The sequence below is a fragment of the Capnocytophaga sp. genome (assembly GCF_030532915.1).
Taxonomy (GTDB): domain Bacteria; phylum Bacteroidota; class Bacteroidia; order Flavobacteriales; family Flavobacteriaceae; genus Capnocytophaga.
In genome coordinates this window covers 45,493-62,219 of the sequence record NZ_JAUNKD010000001.1, presented here as the reverse complement: position 1 = coordinate 62,219, position 16,727 = coordinate 45,493, and the positions used below count along the sequence as shown (strand labels likewise).

15 protein-coding genes are annotated in these 16,727 nt (G+C 37.9%); all 15 read left to right on the top strand.

Translation table 11 applies throughout. The features are described 5' to 3' along the window. The first annotated feature begins 16 nt into the window (after window positions 1-16). The 15 genes from Q4D72_RS00265 (at window position 17) to Q4D72_RS00195 (ending at window position 16,704) form a co-directional block, all read left to right on the top strand. Window positions 17-190, top strand: coding sequence for a hypothetical protein (locus tag Q4D72_RS00265; protein ID WP_303075399.1), 174 nt, complete (start codon window positions 17-19; stop codon window positions 188-190). A gap of 481 nt (window positions 191-671) precedes the next feature. Next, the gene (locus Q4D72_RS00260) at window positions 672-1,166 is read left to right on the top strand and encodes a hypothetical protein (protein WP_303075398.1); all 495 of its coding nucleotides are present in this window, start codon (window positions 672-674) and stop codon (window positions 1,164-1,166) included. After that, entirely contained in the window at window positions 1,144-1,374 is a 231-nt protein-coding gene (locus tag Q4D72_RS00255) for a hypothetical protein (RefSeq protein WP_303075397.1), read from the top strand. Before Q4D72_RS00260 ends, Q4D72_RS00255 begins: the two co-directional genes overlap by 23 nt. A gap of 328 nt (window positions 1,375-1,702) precedes the next feature. After that, complete coding sequence (locus Q4D72_RS00250; RefSeq protein WP_303075396.1) at window positions 1,703-3,355, top strand: leucine-rich repeat protein; 1,653 nt, start codon at window positions 1,703-1,705, stop codon at window positions 3,353-3,355. A 12-nt stretch (window positions 3,356-3,367) separates the two neighbouring features. After that, entirely contained in the window at window positions 3,368-3,577 is a 210-nt protein-coding gene (locus Q4D72_RS00245) for a hypothetical protein (protein ID WP_303075395.1), read from the top strand. Further along, window positions 3,571-4,464: a leucine-rich repeat domain-containing protein gene (locus Q4D72_RS00240; RefSeq protein WP_303075394.1), complete on the top strand. Its 894-nt coding sequence runs from the start codon at window positions 3,571-3,573 to the stop codon at window positions 4,462-4,464. The genes Q4D72_RS00245 and Q4D72_RS00240 overlap by 7 nt, the downstream gene beginning before the upstream one ends. 15 nt (window positions 4,465-4,479) lie before the next feature. Beyond that, a complete protein-coding gene (locus tag Q4D72_RS00235; RefSeq protein ID WP_303075393.1) occupies window positions 4,480-5,169 on the top strand; it encodes a hypothetical protein in 690 nt (229 codons plus the stop codon). Between the two features lie 234 nt (window positions 5,170-5,403). Continuing rightward, a complete protein-coding gene (locus tag Q4D72_RS00230; RefSeq protein WP_303075478.1) occupies window positions 5,404-9,435 on the top strand; it encodes a glycoside hydrolase family 2 TIM barrel-domain containing protein in 4,032 nt (1,343 codons plus the stop codon). Next, window positions 9,436-9,642 carry a hypothetical protein gene (locus Q4D72_RS00225; RefSeq protein WP_303075392.1) on the top strand — a complete coding sequence of 69 codons (207 nt, stop codon included), beginning with the start codon at window positions 9,436-9,438 and terminating at the stop codon, window positions 9,640-9,642. It abuts the gene before it with no gap. Between the two features lie 741 nt (window positions 9,643-10,383). Continuing rightward, complete coding sequence (locus tag Q4D72_RS00220) at window positions 10,384-11,040, top strand: hypothetical protein (protein WP_303075391.1); 657 nt, start codon at window positions 10,384-10,386, stop codon at window positions 11,038-11,040. A gap of 371 nt (window positions 11,041-11,411) precedes the next feature. Beyond that, window positions 11,412-12,677 carry an oligosaccharide flippase family protein gene (locus tag Q4D72_RS00215; protein WP_303075390.1) on the top strand — a complete coding sequence of 422 codons (1,266 nt, stop codon included), beginning with the start codon at window positions 11,412-11,414 and terminating at the stop codon, window positions 12,675-12,677. Window positions 12,678-12,681: 4 nt separating this feature from the next. Then, the gene (locus tag Q4D72_RS00210) at window positions 12,682-13,917 is read left to right on the top strand and encodes an NAD(P)/FAD-dependent oxidoreductase (protein ID WP_303075389.1); all 1,236 of its coding nucleotides are present in this window, start codon (window positions 12,682-12,684) and stop codon (window positions 13,915-13,917) included. Further along, window positions 13,917-14,879, top strand: a complete 963-nt coding sequence (locus tag Q4D72_RS00205; protein ID WP_303075388.1) for a glycosyltransferase family 2 protein — start codon at window positions 13,917-13,919, stop codon at window positions 14,877-14,879. The genes Q4D72_RS00210 and Q4D72_RS00205 overlap by 1 nt, the downstream gene beginning before the upstream one ends. A gap of 48 nt (window positions 14,880-14,927) precedes the next feature. Continuing rightward, entirely contained in the window at window positions 14,928-16,247 is a 1,320-nt protein-coding gene (locus Q4D72_RS00200; protein WP_303075387.1) for an ATP-binding protein, read from the top strand. Between the two features lie 277 nt (window positions 16,248-16,524). Further along, entirely contained in the window at window positions 16,525-16,704 is a 180-nt protein-coding gene (locus Q4D72_RS00195) for a hypothetical protein (protein WP_303075386.1), read from the top strand. The last annotated feature ends 23 nt before the right edge of the window (window positions 16,705-16,727 follow it).

Genomic DNA, 16,727 nt, shown 5'->3' with positions numbered 1-16,727 from the left:
ACAGTAAGCGAACGAAATGCTTGAAATTGTCGTGGGTAAAAATCTTTTCCGTTGGGAGTTTATAAAAGAAACGCCCTTACGCTTTAAATTTATCCAAGACAGAGGTGTCTTGCTTTTTCGTGTGCTTTTGTTCGGATTGTTTTCAATCAACAAAACCATTACCACTTGGAAAAAAATCTTTTTAATATAAATTGCTATGAATCAATTTGTTATTTTAGAATGAACGATTTGTCTTTTGTGTACCTATGTGATTTTTAAAATATTGACCTACAAAATTTAACATTTACACCGTTCTATATATAGAAAAATTAGTATATATTTGCAACTAAAATCACATATAAACTACGCTAAACGGTATGGATTTTATTACAAAATACTTGCATAATTCGTTGAATTTCTGTATATTTGCATTGCAAATTGCAGTTGCAACGCAACGCAACGCAACGCAACGCAACGCAACGCCTTTCTTATGCTTTAATTAAAAGTATTTCCGCTTGTGTATATACTTTTTCTGCACATATACAACTTTTTGTAACTAATTTTTTTACAACGAAATACAATTTTGCTACGCAAAGCGTGGCATACCAAGCCGATTATGGGCATTCTGCTCGTAATCGGCTTTGTCGTGTTTTAAAATTCGGCTAAAAATCAATTAATAAATTAGTAATACTATGGGAATTAGCAATTTAAACAACGTGCATTTGACCGATGAGCAAATCACAGCCGCCAATGCAGCACTCGCCCAGCTGGAACAAGCCTTAGAGGTGCTGAAAGTGAACTTAACCTCGGACGACCGCAATCGGTACGGACGTGTAAATGAGCAAAATAAGCTATTTATCAACAAAGTAAATGATTTTGCCCTTTCGCAACCCCAATTGCGAAGCATCGATGTGGATTGGGACGAATTTTTCCGTGATTTTAAAAGCCGTTCGGTTTACGAGCTGATGATTAACCGCCTCGAAGGACTGGTATTTCGGCTGAAAAACGCCAAAACGCTTCACGATTACGACAATTACCAAGACGCTTTGAACGATTATGCCTATACGGGCTTTCGTGCGGGGTCAAATGCCGTTGGTTTTGAGCAAAAAAACAAAGAATTGAAGCAGTTTTTCACAAAAAATCGCAAAAATTCCGAGCCGAAAGATGAAAATCAGTCTTCCGAGTAGGTTTTTGATGTTTCATAACACCTTGCAAGCCCTCAAAAAGACCTTTTTGACCCAACAAACCACCACCGCAACGGTACGGAAGACTTTGGAAATGGTCGAAAATACCTTTTTGATGATAAATACTACCTTTTTTCATCATATAAAGGGTGTAAAAGGTCTTCTGAAAGGTGTTTTAGGTGGAAATTATGACCTCAGAGGTGGTAATTAGTGTCTTTTTCGTCATAAAAAGAGTGTAAAAGGTCATTTAAAAGGTGTTTTGGGTTAAAATTATGACCTCAGAGGTGGTAATTTTGATTTCAAAGGTTATATTTAATCGCTAAAAAGTATTCCGAAGGACTTTTTGGTAATAAACAATGAAATAATGAACAGTGAATAATGAACAATTGTTAATTATAACATTGTTATTTGTTCATTGAAAACCTGTTCACCCCAATGCCCCTTTGAAGGGGCGGCTCGTAGAGCGGGGATGTAAAAAGGCGAAACCCGAAAAGCCTGTAACAGAGTAGGGATTTTTAATGATTTAATTTTACAGAAAAATGAGAAAAATCGTAATGTACGCCGTAGCACTACTATTGGCAATGGGTACAGTGGGTTGTACCAAAGAAGGACCTGCCGGAAGAGACGGTATTGACGGGAAAAATGGTGTCGATGGCAAGGACGGGCGTGACGGAAAAGACGGGAAAAATGGTAATATTATCATCACGGGTAACGGAGCTCCTAATATTGAGTTAGGAAATGTGGGGGACTATTATTTTGACCGAACCACTTCCAATTTGTATGGAGCTAAAACCGCCCAAGGTTGGGGAACGCCTGTTTCTTTAAAAGGATTACAAGGTGAAAAGGGTGATAAAGGAGATATGGGAGCAACAGGAAATACGGGAGCTAATGGAGCTGACGGAAATAAAATTCTTCACGGAACAACCGCCCCTACCGCCAATTTAGGGAACATAGGCGACTGGTATATTGATACCCAAAAAGGAAGACTATACGGGCCAAAAAACAATACAGAGTGGGGAACAAATTTTATAGAAATGAAAAAATCACCTTCGTCTCCACCAAGCTCTGATGACTACTTGCTTGACAGCGAGAAAACAGTAATAATAGCTTGGTTAAATTTTAACGAACAAGACCTTGATATGACTAAATACCCCGAATTAGAAAATGTATATATTATAAGCAGTGATGTATTCAAAGGTTTTACAAGATTGCGTTCTATCATACTTCCTAAAAATGTAAAACATATAAATTCGGGAATCTTTGAAAATTTAAAAAGATTACAATCTGTAACGTTGCCTGATAGTTTATTTACAATCGAACGGAATGCATTTAAAGGTTGTATTTCATTAACTTCCATTAATATACCCAATAGTGTAAAACGCATAGAGGATAGTGCTTTTCAGGGGTGTGTTTCATTGTCTTCCATTAATATACCTAATAGTGTGACTAATATTGGGAGCTATGCTTTTCAAGGGTGTACTTCCTTAAAATCCATAAATATACCTAATAATGTAGGAAGTATAGGCAGTGCCACATTTGCAGGATGTCGTTCTTTAACATTGATCAATATTCCTGATGGGGTAACGCACATAGGAAGTTATGCATTTCAAAACAGTGGTTTAACCTCTATCAATATTCCCAATAGTGTAGAAAGAATAGGAAAAAATGCTTTTGAACGTTGTACTTCATTAATTTCGGCTATACTACCAAATAAAATAACAAAAATAGAACCATATACTTTTGCTGGAACTGGTTTAACTTCAATTGTAATTCCTGAGGGAGTTACACATATAGAAAGGCAAGCTTTTGATGTGTGTGAATCTTTGACTTCGGTATCTTTGCCTAATAGTTTAATAGAGATCGGTATAGGAGCTTTTCAGTCTTGTTCTTTTCAATCAATAACTATTCCTAACAATGTTAATAATGTAGAAGATTGGGCTTTTTACCATTGTAAATCTTTAATATCTATTGACATTCCTAATAGCGTAGAAAGAATAGGGAAGAGTGCTTTTCAGTATTCTTCATTAACTTCTATCACCATAAAAGCAACTACGCCTCCTACAATGGGTGCTTATGTTCTAGGTAATACAGACAAGTTAGAAAGTATTTTTGTGCCTATGGGTAGTGTAGATGCGTATAAAAAAATAAATATAGAAGGCTTTCGTACAGATATTGTTAAAGCAATCCCTTAAAAGAATAAAAATATGAGACGATTTTATTATATTCTGGTAAGTTTATTATTAATGGCAGGTTGTTCCAAAGAAGCTTCTGCGGGTAAAGATGGTATTAACGGAAAGGATGGCATTAATGGCAAGGATGGTCGTGATGGAAAAGATGGTAAAAACGGTAGTACTATCATTACAGGTAACGGTATTCCTGACAATAATTTGGGGATTACTATATTGATATGCTAACTGTCAATTGGTACGGAGCTAAAACTACCCAAGGTTGGGGAATGCCCGTAAATCTAAAAGGAATAACGGGAAATAAAGGAGAAAAAGGGAATGTTGGGGAAAAAGGAAACTCGGGAACTGATGGTGTTGACGGAAGTAAAATTCTTTCAGGAATAAATGTCCCCACTAACGATATTGGTAAAGTAGGTGATTGGTATATTGACTTTCAAAGTGGAAAATTATACGGAGTTAAAACAGTTAATGGTTGGGGGACAGACTTTATAGAGTTAAAAAAACTTTCGGAAATAGCTCCTTCAAAAGATGATTATACACTTAGCTATGATAAAAAAACATTATTAGTATGGGTGAATTTAGATATACAATATCTTGATATGAACCGATATCCTGAGTTGGAAAGTGTTACACAAATAAATAAAGATGCATTTATTGATTATACTAATTTAACTACTCTTATTTTGTCAAAGAATATAGAACAAATTAAATATGTGGGTGGAGTCTATTATAATAAGTTGATAAATTTAAGGCACGTTACTCTTTCCGATAAAATGACTGAGATTAATGATGCTTTCTCAGCTTGTAGTGCTTTGACATCTATAACTATTCCCAATAGCATAATCAATATAAGAGAATATGCTTTTGAATCCTGTATATCACTGAAAACCATAACAATTCCTAGTAGTGTAAAATATATAGGGCCATTTGCCTTTGGGAATTGCCGAGCCCTAACTTCTGTTACCATAGAGGGGAATCAGGTTCAAATTACGCAACATACATTTATGAATTGCCCTAATTTACAATCCATATACGTCCCTGCCCAAAGTGTAGATATGTATAAACAGGCAGAAGGCTGGAAAGAATATGCAAATAAAATTAAACCAATACAGTAATTATAAAAAAAGAAAATGATGACACCAGAAATTTTACATCAAAAACAATCTGAAATAACAGAGAAAATCAAACAAGTAGCCCAAGAACATAACGAACATTATGTTATTGATGGGATTATCAATCCTGAAAAATACCTACGTGCCAAACATCGTATTTTGTGGCTACTGAAAGAACCCGTGGGCAGTTCGTCGTGGAGTTTTATTGAGGAATTTAACCAAAAAACAGACTGGCTCAAAAAAGTTTCACGAGCTAATGTCACCTTGCGTCGTGTCATTTACACCTCGTACGCCATTTTGAGGGATAGTCAGTGGAGCGACATTCCGTATGCCAATGAAGAGGAAGCCTTTGAGTGTCTGCAAGAAATTGCCTATGTAAATATCAAAAAATCACCGGGTGACAGCGTTTCGGAAGTTGATACAATTCAGTATCATTACAACCGAAATAAAGAATTACTAAAAGAACAAATCCACCTGTGTGATGCCGATGTAATTATCTTTGGTAACACCTTGCAATTCTATGATAAAGAGCTATTTGAAGGTTTATTACAAGCCGAAGAGCAACGCACCGATTGGGGAAATGTTTTTTACGATACAGGCAAAAAACTTTATATTTGGACGTGGCATCCTGCCGTTCGCGGTGCAGGTTTTAACGATGCCGAGTATGTGATGGACATTGCCAACATCGTAAAACAATGGTCAAAATAACATCAAATTAAATCATATAAAATCCCGAGAGTTTCCCTTTTGGGATTTTTTGTTGTACAATAAACGGAAACTTTGAACTTCAAACTTTCAAACGCTTTAAATCTTCAAACATAACTAAAAATTTCGGGCTTTGTCGTGTTTTATATTGGAAACCGACAAAATTTTTATTACCTTTGTGCCAATTGTTTTTTAATCAACTGAGTTATGTTACAACATATTAAAAAAGGAAGTTTTATGGCGATGTTGGCACTTGCTGATGTTGCTTTTGCTCAACAACCGCTTTCGGGCTACGCTTACGGCGATGTGCAAAATCCCACGGGCAAGGAATGGGAATCGGTGGAGGAACTCTCGCTGAACAAAGAGCAACCCAAAGCCTATTTTTTCTCGTTTGCCGACACCGAATCGGCACGGAAAGTGTTGCCCGAAAACGCAAAATACCATCTTTCCCTCGACGGAAATTGGAAATTCCACTGGGTGAAAACCCCCGAGGAGCGTCCCAAAGAGTTTTACAAACCCAATTATGACGTTACCACTTGGGCGGAAATCCCCGTGCCGTCCAACTGGAATATCTACGGCATTCAAAAAGACGGAACGCTCCAATACGGCGTACCGATTTACGTGAATCAGCCTGTGATTTTTTACCACGAACGCAAAGTAGACGACTGGCGAAAAGGCGTAATGCGTACCCCTCCAACAAATTGGACGACATACATTTACCGCAACGAAGTCGGTTCGTATCGACGGGAGTTTGTCGTGCCTTTCGATTGGAAAAACCGCGAGGTGTTTATCAATTTCGATGGCGTGGATTCGTTTTTCTACCTTTGGATAAACGGAAAATACGTCGGTTTTTCAAAAAATTCGCGCAATTTGGCGGCGTTCAACATCACCAAATACCTGCAAAAAGGCAAAAATACGGTGGCGGTGGAAGTGTACCGAAATTCCGACGGTTCGTTTTTGGAAGCACAAGATATGTTCCGTTTGGCGGGCATTTTCCGTTCGGTGGCATTAACTTCTACGCCGAAAGTACAAATCCGTGATTTACAGGTGATTCCTGATTTAGATGATAACTACCGGAATGGAGAACTGAATATTTCCGCAGAAATCCGAAATCTGGATAAAAAACAAGCACAGGGCTACAAAATCGAATATTCGCTTTACGAAAATAAACTCTATTCCGATGAAAATACGCAAGTTAGCAAACCGATTTTCTCAACCTCGTTTAATGTGGCTTCGCAAAAATCATCGGTGGTAAAAACGAAATTTCCGTTAGAAAATCCGAAAAAATGGTCAAGCGAATTTCCGCATCGTTACGTGTTGGTGGCTCAGCTTAAAGACAAGAAAAACAACGTGATAGAAACCGTTTCGACTTACACGGGCTTTAGAAAAGTGGAAATCAAAGACACCAAAGCCGAAGACGACGAGTTCGGCAAAGCAGGACGCTATTTCTATGTAAATGGTAAAACCGTGAAATTCAAAGGGGTAAACCGACACGAAACCAATCCTGAACGCGGACACGCCATCACCCGCCAACAAATGGAAGAAGAAGTGAAATTGATGCAACGTGCCAACATCAACCACGTACGCAACTCGCACTACCCCGACGCTCCGTATTGGTACTATTTATGCGACAAATACGGCATTTATTTGGAAGACGAAGCCAACATTGAGTCGCACCAATATTACTACGGAAAAGAATCGCTGTCGCACCCCAAAGAATGGGAAAAAGCCCACGTGGCACGCGTGTTGGAAATGGCTCACGCCACCGTAAACAGCCCGTCGATTGTGATTTGGTCGCTGGGGAACGAAGCCGGACCGGGCAAAAATTTCGTAACGGCTTACAATGCGTTGAAAAAATTTGACCCGTCGCGACCCGTTCAGTATGAGCGAAATAACGATATTGTAGACATCGGTTCAAACCAATATCCGTCCATCGCTTGGATGAAAGGAGCGGCAGCAGGCACGCACAAAATCAAGTATCCGTTTCATATTTCAGAATACGCCCACTCGATGGGAAATGCCGTAGGGAATTTGGTGGATTATTGGCAAGCCATTGAGTCGAGCAATTTTATCTGCGGCGGGGCGATTTGGGATTGGATTGACCAATCGATGTACAACTACACCAAAGACGGCAAACGTTACTTTGCTTACGGTGGTGATTTTGGCGACTATCCTAATGACGGTCAGTTTGTTATGAACGGAATTATCTTTGCCGATATGACCCCAAAACCGCAATATTACGAGGTAAAAAAGGTGTATCAGTACATCGGAATTCGATTGGTTGATGAACAAGGAAATGAATACAATTCGAATTCAAAAGGAGGATATAAAATTGAGATTTTCAACAAAAATTATTTTAAAGATTTATCTGATTATGAGGTAGATTGTATTATGTACAAAGACGGAAAGCCATATCGGACAATGCCTTTAATTATTGGCAATATTCCGCCTCGCACTAAAAAGGTTTTTGAGAATCCGTTGTACAAGATTTCCCAATTAGAGCCTCGCTTGGAATATACTGCAGAATATTTCCTAAAAATTCAATTCAAATTAAAAGAGGACAAACCTTGGGCTTCAAAAGGATATGTTCAAGCCGAAGAACAATTTTTGTTGAAATCACCTTCGCAAAGACCTTTTATTACGGAAGTTGCCCAAGGAAGTAAAATTCAACTATCAGATGAAGGAAATCTAAAAGTGTTGAAAAACAACGGCTTTACGGCAAAATTCGACACAAAAACAGGAACTATTTTTAGTCTGCAATACGGAAACCAAACCATCATTGAAAACGGAAACGGACCAAAACTCAATGCGTTGCGCGCGTTTGTTAATAACGACAACTGGTTTTATCAAAAATGGTTTGAAAAAGGATTGCATAACTTGAAGCACAATGCCGTTTCCAACCGAATTGTAGAGAACAAAAACGGCTCGGTTTCTGTGTATTTTACGGTGGTTTCGCAAGCCCCCAATGCGGCTAAAATTCACGGCGGAACAAGTTCGGGCAGAAATAAAATCGAAGAACTGACCGACAAAAAATTTGGCGAAAAAGATTTTAAATTCACTACCAATCAGATATATACAATATATCCTGACGGAAGTGTTGAATTGCAGGCTGCCATTACATCTAATGATTTGTGGCTGACACTTCCGCGACTCGGTTATATGATGACGATTCCGCAACGATATGAAAACCTAACCTATTACGGACGCGGAAAACACGACAATTACAACGACCGCAAAACGGGGGCGTTTATCGAGCAATTTTCGGGCAAAGTGAAAGACGAATTTGTGCACTTCCCCAAACCGCAAGATATGGGCAACCACGAAGAAGTGCGTTGGATTTCACTTACGGATAATCACGGCAACGGAGCGATTTTCGTTCCGAACCAACCGATGTCGGCTTCGGCGTTGCAACATACGGCTACCGATATGATACTGGCTCCGCATCCGCACGAGTTGCCTGAGGCGAAGGATACGTACCTGCATTTGGATTTGGGCGTAACCGGTTTGGGCGGAAATAGTTGCGGACAGGGGGCACCGTTGCCGAAAGACCGCATTGTGGCGGGTGGTGCACACGTAATGGGTTTTATGATTCGTCCCGTAAGTGGTGGAAATCATAGAGCAATGGCACAAGTAAAATCATCGGGTGATATTCCGCTTTCTATTTCTCGTGATTACTTCGGAAATGTGAGCCTGACATCGGCTGATGCATTTGCCAAAATCGTTTATACCATCGATAATCAGAAAAAACCGGTACGCTACAACCTGCCCGTTCCGTTGCGAAAAGGCGGTAAGGTGACGGCTTGGTTTGAGGGTAAACCCGAATCAAAAATAACGATGACTTTTGACCGATTGGAGAACGTGCCGATGCGTGTTCTCTCGGCAAGTAGTGAAGAATCGGGTAGTGGCGATGCTCAAAACCTTATCGACGGTGACCCCGCCACCATCTGGCATACGATGTACTCGGTTACGGTGGCAAAATATCCGCATTGGGTGGATTTTGATATGAGCGAAGTGCGTACCGTCAAAGGATTTACTTATTTGCCGCACGACAATTGGAGCAGCAAGGTCAAAGAATATAGTTTTTCGGTAAGTTTAGACGGAAAAAATTGGACGGAAATCCACAAAGGAACTTTTGACACCAATGCCGAACAAAAACGTATCCTTTTTGACCAAGCCGTAAAAGCCCGTTACGTGCGATTTACGGCACTGAGCCAGCATTATAATCAAGATTTTGCCAGCGGTGCCGAGTTTTCGGTCTTGGAGGAGTAAATGTTTGAGCAAAGCAAGTTTGTTTGCGGTTGTTTGAAGCGTTTGGAGTATGATATTCCCTTTATTGCTTCGTTGCTTTCGCTCACTCCCTTCAAAGGAGAGGTTGGTGCGGCAAACTATTTTGGGAAGGAGAGCCAAACCAATGGCAAACGTTTCCGGAGAGCCGAAATAAATATCAAAAACCCCGACAATTGTCGGGGTTTTTAGTTTTTGAATTGCTCCGAACCCCTTTGCTAACGTTTTAAGTATTGCCAAACACTCCCCGAAATCCTTTGGCAAAGTTGCCAACTTTGCCAAAGGTAAGACACACGTGTCTGCAAGCAGAAAAACGAACAAAAAACACCCTCAAAAATCTTTGAAGATACTTAATACTTTGCCAAAGGTATGTGTTGTGAGCTAAAACAGGGGGCGAATGCGTATTGTTTTTTATAGCTAACTGTATATAAATTGTCGCATTTCACAATCCTCCTTTGAAGGAGGAAGCCTGCGAAAGCAGGGTATGTGGGGAAGGATGGAGGATGTTTTCTTAAAATTTACATCCCCCTACCCCCCCCCTTCAAAGGGGGAATTAGTGCGACAAACTATCTTGGGTTAGCTATAAAAAGACGAATTGGTTTAATTTCCTAATAATGAGTTGCCTTAGGTTGTTAAAGATTTTATAATTTTTTTTGAAAAATGATTGTATTTGTTTACATTTGCTGATGACAGTGAGTCCATACACTTTCGTTGCCTCTTTCGGAAGCAAAAAATACGGTTAAAACGTTCTTGAAAGATACTTTGTAAAATCAAAAAACAGAATAGCAGACAGAGATAAGGCACTTGCAACTTGAAAAGATGCGATTGTAGGTTGAAAAGATGCAAATGTAGTTCAAAAATATATAAAAACATAGGCAAACAGCAGTTGTTTTGCCGGTTTATGAGTTCGTAATAACATAAAAATAAATAAAAATGACAAAAACTCGATTTCCACAGGAGAAATTTTTGCAAGATGTTGGTATTTTATTAGACAATTTAAGAAACCAACCGGTAATTGCAGCAAAAATGAAGGCTTACACCTATGACGAAGCCAAAATACAAGAAGGGCAGGCGTTGTTGGACAAAGCCAAAGAACAGTTTGACCTTACCAAGAAGGAAAATGCCGAAAGCTCGCAAGCGTATGCGGTTTACAGTGCCAAGTTGGATGATTTGCGCAAGGTGTATGTATTTGACCGGCAAAAGGTGCGCACGTTTTTTAAAGGAAAAAATGACGTGCTCAAAGCGTTGGCGGTTGATAAACCCGAAGCGCGCATTTATTCGGTTTGGATAACTGAAACCGAGCGGTTTTATGCACAGCTGGAAGCACAACCCGAGCATCTGAAAGCTTTGGAAGCGATGCAGTTGCGTTTGGAACACGTAAAAGAACAACAAGGTAAGGTGAAAGAGGTGGTCGGTGCTTATTCGGCTTACATTCGCGAGAAAGGCGAGCGCCAAAATGCCACCGAAAAGAAAGACCAAGCCTTTGCTGAACTGGTTCAGTGGAGCCGAACCTGTTATGCCGTGGCGAAAATTGCCCTAAAAGATGACAAACAGCTTTTGGAGAGCTTGGCAAAGCTGGTAAAGGGGTAACGATTTAATCAATCGTTGTAATGAATTAATTTTGAGGGTTTGACGGTATTGCTTTTGAAATGGGAATTTACATTAACAACTTCAAGGGCAATACCTCAGCCCTCTTTTATGTTAAAAGATATATGAAAAACACGGCTGAAAATCTTTGGAAACGTTTAAAAACGTTTCCAAAGACAACAAAAGGTAGGTGCAATGCAGTGATGCTCTTTTCGTTTGGTGGTTTGCTTTTGTCTGTTGGTTTACGGGTGTTAAAGGTTTTGTAAATTTCATTGGAATGTGCCTGAAATTATGTATATTTGCAGGCAGAAAGAAAAAAGGTATAAAGTGTGATTTTGCGAGTTGTGTAAAAAACATAAAAGACCTGTGATAAAATGTTACAAAGGGCACAAACGATAATAACCATATTGAAAAATTATAAAAAAGTAATTGAAAATTATTTTTTTATGACATTGCTTTTTATACTCAATTCATTGTTTGGATTGTTGTTATATCCTTTGGTTATTGGGGCATTGGGAAAAGATTCGTATGGGACTTATGTTTTTGTGATGAGTGTTGTTCAGTACTTTATAACATTCGTTTCTTTTGGATTTGATTCATTGGGGGTACGGGAAATTTCATTGAACATCAATAATGTACGGAAAAAGTCGAAGGCATTTTCGGCAATATTTACTTCTAAACTGTATTTGGAGCTTGTGTCATTGCTTGTTTTTATGACATTGATAGCCACAATACCTGTTTTAAGAGCTGAGTTTACTATTTATTTGATTGCATTTTTGGGTACGGTGGCAAATATACTGCTTCCGTCGTGGTATTTTCAGGCAATACAGAAAATGAGGGTCATAACTTATGTGCAGGTTGTGATAAAAATGTTATCAATTGTGTTGATATGGCGTTATGTAAAAGTACCTTCTGATCTTACTTTGTTTACTTTTATAATGACGAGCTCTACAGTAGCAGGGGCGGCTATTGCATTTGTGTATCTTTTAAAGCAGGAGAAACTCCGAGTCAAAATAGTGTCTGTGGCACGGGTTAAACAGTACATAATGAAGGCACGTTACTTTTTCTATACCAGTGTTGGCGTGGTGGTGAAATTACAAACGCTTAATATTATTACGGGATTATATTTTAGTATGGCAGATTTGGCAATTTATGATTTAGCCTATAAGGTCATTATGATTCCGATGGCTATACTGGTTAGTATTAACGGGGCATTGTTTCCTAAAATTATGATTGATTTTAATTTGCAGGCGGTTAAAAAGATATTGACGATAGAGAGTGCCATTGCCATAATAGCTTGTTTGATTACCATATTGTTGTCTCCTTATGTGATAGCATTGTTGGGCAAGGGGCAGATGGAGGATGCTTTCCCGCTTGTGGTAATAATGAGTTTTTCATTATATGGTTTTTTACTGGCAGGTTGTTATTGTAGTTTGATATTAGTGCCTATGGGATTGGATAAATACATATTAAATAATCAAATTGTGGCGATGGTATCGGTTTTTGTTGTGTTGTTTTTGGGTTTGTTGATTACTGATAACATTTTAACATTGGCAGTTTCCTTTACCTTGTCATCTGTTGCAGAGGTCTTTTATCTGCGATACATCATACAAAAAAAAGTAAACGTCAAAATATTGTAAAACTATGGATTTAATTATTGGAGCCGGTGTAACGGGTTTGAGTTATGCGCTTTTTTGCAAGAACGATTATCGGATACTTGAAGGTGATGAAAAAATAGGGGGCTACTGCAAAACCACCAAAAGAAACGGTTTTGTGTGGGATTATTCGGGGCATTTTTTTCATTTCAGAAATAAAGAAATTGAACGTTTGGTAATGGGTGGAATCCCTGAAAATGAATTGGTAAGCGTTATTAAAGAAACCTGTATCAAATACAAAGATATTTTGGTAGACTATCCGTTTCAAAAAAATATTCATCAGCTGTCAAAAGAAGAACTGATTGAGTGTTTGTATGATTTGTTTAGCATTGAAAAAAAGTCGTATGAAACCTTTAAAGAAATGCTGTACGTGAAGTTCGGGAAAGGTATTGCCGAAAAATTCTTGATTCCATACAATACTAAATTATATGCGTGCGACCTCAACACGCTGGATAAAGACGCTATGGGGCGGTTTTTTCCGTATGCCGAAAAAGAAGATATTATCAAAAATTTTAAATCGGAGCACAACAATTCATATAACAACAGTTTCGTGTATCCGAAAGGAGGTGCTATTGAATATATTAACGCCATTGCTAAAAACGTAGACCCCGACAAAATACAAAAAAATATATCCGTTATAAAAATAGATAAAGAAGCTAAAACGGTGCTTTGCTCAAACGGTGAAATCATTGCCTACAACAGGCTGATTTCCACAATGCCTTTCCCGAAGTTGTTGGATATTTCGAATACGGATTATGATAGCAAAATTTACAACTGGAATCAGGTTTTAGTATTCAATTTAGGATTCGATACCAAAGGAAAAGATACTGAAAATCACTGGGTTTATTTTCCTGAAAAAGAATATTGCTTTTACAGAATCGGATTTTATGACAATATTTTATCACAAGACAGAATGTCTATGTACATTGAACTTGGATTTGGAAAAAATGAAAAAATACAACCACAGGCGTGGTTGCCAAAAGTTTTGGAAGATTTAAAAAAAGCAGGCTTTTTGGCTGAAAATCAAAAATTAATTGATTATGAAAGCCTTGTGATGAATCCCGCTTATGTGCATATCAATCAGCATTCCGTGCAAGATGTTTTAGATAAAAAACAGTTTTTAGAGCAGTACGGCATTTATTCCATCGGGAGATACGGAAGTTGGACGTACTGTTCCATCGAGGATAATATCATAGAAGCAAAAACATTAGCCGAACGTTTATAATGAGAGAAAAATTACTAACTGTTGTAGTGCCTACCTACAACACCGAAAAACTGCTGCCCCGATGCTTGGACTCGCTCATCGTGGAAAAATTTTTACCTCTTTTGGAGGTGTTGATTGTCATCGATGGCAGCCCTGATAATTCTGTTGCGGTGGCGGGAAAATATGCGGAGCGATATCCCGACACGTTTATTGTTGTGGAAAAAGAAAATGGCGGACACGGTTCCACCATAAACAAAGGCATTGAACTGGCAACCGGAAAATACTTTAAGGTGTTAGACTCTGACGATTGGTTTGATAAACAGGCTTTTACTGATTTTTTAGAAAAATTGCAAAACATTGATGTAGACGTGGTTCTTACGGATTATGTTCGGGAATATGTGTTTGAAAACAGACAGGAACTTATGCCGTTACAAGAAAATGAAGGTAATGTGTATAATGTTATAACAGATCTTAACTCGTTCGCGATGGCAAGACAAACGTTTAAGTTGGAATTAATAAAGAAAAGTAACTTAAAATTGCCTGAAAAAATGTTCTACGTAGATACAATTTACGCAAAAATACCTTGTCTTTATGCTCAAAGTTTTAAGTACTATAAGTTACCCGTTTACAGGTATTACATTGGTAGGGAAGGGCAAAGCGTGAGTATGGTAGGAAGTATAAAAAACAGAGAACATTATAAGTATGTCTTTCAATTTTTATATAAGAAAGAAAAAGAAATTACAGGACAATTGGTGGATGTTGTAGGATTTACAATTTTAAATGAACATATACTTTCTGTTTTATCACATCTGCAATATGACTTGGCAAAAGAAGAACTCAATCAGTGGAATACATTTTTAAAAACCGCTATTGAAGAACCTGAAATAAAGCAAGGAAAGCTTTATAAACTATACAACGCATTGCCTTTTTGGTTGTACAAAAATTTGTTTGATTTGTACAAAAAGATAAAACCCAGTAAATAAGGAAAACGATATTTTTCCGAAATGACTGTTTCTTAAAAATAAATGCTTATGAAATTTTATAATCGGGAAAGAGAAATTGAGAGGTTGCTTACTGTTGCCCAAAAAGCAAAACAACAAGCCCAGTTTACGGTAGTTACTGGCAGAAGAAGAATCGGGAAAACACATCTTTTGCTGCAAGCCTATAAACATAGTGGGTTTTTGTATTTTTTTGTTGCCAAAAAGTCAGAAATACTTTTGTGCAGTGATTTTCAGCAAGAAGTGAGCCAAAAATTAGGTGTGCCTATCTTGGGAGAAGTAACTTCATTTTCAGCATTGTTTGAATATGTTGTTCAGCTGTCATATAAGCAAAACATTACTTTAATTATTGATGAATTTCAAGAGTTTTTGAGTATAAATCCTTCGGTTTACAGTGATATACAACGCATTTGGGACTTAAACAAAGACCAAGCCCGATTAAATCTTGTTGTTTCAGGTTCAGTGGTTTCATTAATGCACAAAATCTTTGAAAACAACAAAGAACCTTTATTTGGCAGGGCAACTCATTTTGTTAAACTCAAAACTTTTGAAACCACGGTTCTGAAAGAAATTTTATCTGATTTTAACCCGTATTTTCAACCCGATGACCTGTTGGCACTGTACAGTTTCACGGGGGGCGTAGCCAAATATGTACAACTTTTTATGGATAACGGTTGGACAACCAAGCATAAAATGGTTGCAGGAATGATTGATGAAAACTCGGTTTTTATTGCTGAGGGGAAAAACTTACTTATTGAGGAGTTTGGAAAAGAGTACAGCGCTTATTTCAGTATTTTATCAGCCATTTCCGAAGGGAAAAATTCTAGAAACGAAATAGAAAACCTACTGAAAAAAGAAATTGGCGGTTATTTAACCAAAATGGAACGCGACTTAGGTTTGATAAAGAAAAATACACCTATCTTTGCCAAAAGTGAAACCAAAAATGTAAAATATACATTAGAAGATAATTTCCTTACATTTTGGTTTCGATTTATTTATAAGTATAGTTACATTGTTGAAATTGGGGCGTATGAGCAACTTATCAAAATCATTGAGCGTGATTACACAACATTTAGCGGACTGATGCTTGAAAAAATGTTCAGAACCCGTGCTGTTGAATCAAGAAAATATACGCAAATTGGTAGTTTTTGGGACAGGAAAGGCGAAACCGAAATTGATTTCATTGCCGTGAATGATTTGCATAAAACCATTGATTTTGCCGAAATAAAACGCAAAAAAGAGAACATAAGCCTAAGAATGTTGGAGGAAAAGGCGTATGAGGTATTGCGCTTAAATCCGCAATTGCGAGATTATCAATATCATTTTCATACTTGGAGTTTAGATGATTTGTAGAAAACCAATAGGATAATGTGCTGAGTGAGGTGCATTTCATTTAGTAAAAAGAATAAAATGAAAGAATCTATATTTCCGAAACGGCCGTTTCCGAAATAGCCGTTTCTTAAAAACCTTTGTCAAAGTTCCAAACTTTGACAAAGGTACGTCCAAAACACACTTGTTTACGTAAAAATTAAAGAAAACGATGAAAAAACACCTTTTTAGTTGTGGCTCTTGTCAGTGTGTTTTTCAAGAGTGAATCATCGACACTGGAGACGAAGCGTTAAAAAAATCAATGAATGAAACGCAGGAAATATCCACTGTCCGAAGCGACCGTAAGGGAGCAAGTTTGGAGATTTCCAGTGGAATGAAATTGATTTTTAGCATAGTCTGCGAATGCTTGGAGCAGAGTATGTCCAAATCCAAAGCCTTGATTTTTGGTTCTTTTCATCTAAGGAAAAGAACGAAAGAATAATGAACTTTAATAAATTAAAGAAA

Excerpts from the sequence above, each read along its gene's own strand:
- Q4D72_RS00230 (WP_303075478.1), top strand. The coding sequence starts at position 5,404 with ATGGCGATGTTGGCACTTGCTGATGTTGCTTTTGCTCAACAACCGCTT.
- Q4D72_RS00200 (WP_303075387.1), top strand. The coding sequence starts at position 14,928 with ATGAAATTTTATAATCGGGAAAGAGAAATTGAGAGGTTGCTTACTGTT.
- Q4D72_RS00250 (WP_303075396.1), top strand. The coding sequence starts at position 1,703 with ATGAGAAAAATCGTAATGTACGCCGTAGCACTACTATTGGCAATGGGT.
- Q4D72_RS00255 (WP_303075397.1), top strand. The coding sequence starts at position 1,144 with ATGAAAATCAGTCTTCCGAGTAGGTTTTTGATGTTTCATAACACCTTG.
- Q4D72_RS00260 (WP_303075398.1), top strand. The coding sequence starts at position 672 with ATGGGAATTAGCAATTTAAACAACGTGCATTTGACCGATGAGCAAATC.
- Q4D72_RS00235 (WP_303075393.1), top strand. The coding sequence starts at position 4,480 with ATGATGACACCAGAAATTTTACATCAAAAACAATCTGAAATAACAGAG.
- Q4D72_RS00220 (WP_303075391.1), top strand. The coding sequence starts at position 10,384 with ATGACAAAAACTCGATTTCCACAGGAGAAATTTTTGCAAGATGTTGGT.
- Q4D72_RS00225 (WP_303075392.1), top strand. The coding sequence starts at position 9,436 with ATGTTTGAGCAAAGCAAGTTTGTTTGCGGTTGTTTGAAGCGTTTGGAG.
- Q4D72_RS00210 (WP_303075389.1), top strand. The coding sequence starts at position 12,682 with ATGGATTTAATTATTGGAGCCGGTGTAACGGGTTTGAGTTATGCGCTT.
- Q4D72_RS00245 (WP_303075395.1), top strand. The coding sequence starts at position 3,368 with ATGAGACGATTTTATTATATTCTGGTAAGTTTATTATTAATGGCAGGT.
- Q4D72_RS00215 (WP_303075390.1), top strand. The coding sequence starts at position 11,412 with ATGTTACAAAGGGCACAAACGATAATAACCATATTGAAAAATTATAAA.
- Q4D72_RS00205 (WP_303075388.1), top strand. The coding sequence starts at position 13,917 with ATGAGAGAAAAATTACTAACTGTTGTAGTGCCTACCTACAACACCGAA.
- Q4D72_RS00240 (WP_303075394.1), top strand. The coding sequence starts at position 3,571 with ATGCTAACTGTCAATTGGTACGGAGCTAAAACTACCCAAGGTTGGGGA.
- Q4D72_RS00195 (WP_303075386.1), top strand. The coding sequence starts at position 16,525 with ATGAATGAAACGCAGGAAATATCCACTGTCCGAAGCGACCGTAAGGGA.
- Q4D72_RS00265 (WP_303075399.1), top strand. The coding sequence starts at position 17 with ATGCTTGAAATTGTCGTGGGTAAAAATCTTTTCCGTTGGGAGTTTATA.